This is a genomic window from Vibrio sp. 10N.222.49.A3, from assembly GCF_041475145.1.
Lineage (GTDB): Bacteria > Pseudomonadota > Gammaproteobacteria > Enterobacterales > Vibrionaceae > Vibrio > Vibrio tasmaniensis_A.
Map to the genome: position 1 here is coordinate 1 of NZ_JBFRVM010000335.1, position 410 is coordinate 410.

1 protein-coding gene is annotated in these 410 nt (G+C 36.8%); it reads right to left on the reverse strand.

Going from position 1 to position 410, the window contains the following annotated elements; genetic code table 11:
- Positions 1 to 23: 23 nt before the first annotated feature.
- The gene (locus tag AB4589_RS25470; RefSeq protein ID WP_372101963.1) at positions 24 to 371 is read right to left on the reverse strand and encodes an SH3 domain-containing protein; all 348 of its coding nucleotides are present in this window, start codon (positions 369 to 371) and stop codon (positions 24 to 26) included.
- Positions 372 to 410 lie beyond the last annotated feature (39 nt).

The following is a 410-nucleotide window of genomic DNA, read 5'->3' on the forward strand; positions in this document are numbered from 1 at the left end:
TAATCCTTATTAGTTATGTGAATTCAAACAGCGCATAAATGGTTTAAAGGAGCCCAAGCTAATTCTTCCGAATCACCTAATTTTTTACTCCAGATCCAGCCGTTCAATTCATGTTCTTTTACTAAAATGTCACCAACCGTCAAACTATGTTCCTTAGCAAAGTAGTCCTCAAGTACAGTTACTTCACTGTTATTGATAGCTAGTATTTGTTTTGGAACCCAGCCTTCTTTATTTCCCCCTCGGCAAAAAATCCAATTTGCCCAATCACCTTCTGGGTTGGATTCTTCTACAAACTGCAATTTTTCACCTTTTACGATTTGAATAGGTAACTCTGGATCATCCTGATAGTTTTTAACGACTTTGTATTCCATAACTCATTTCTACTCCATTCACATAACGCCCAATTAAGG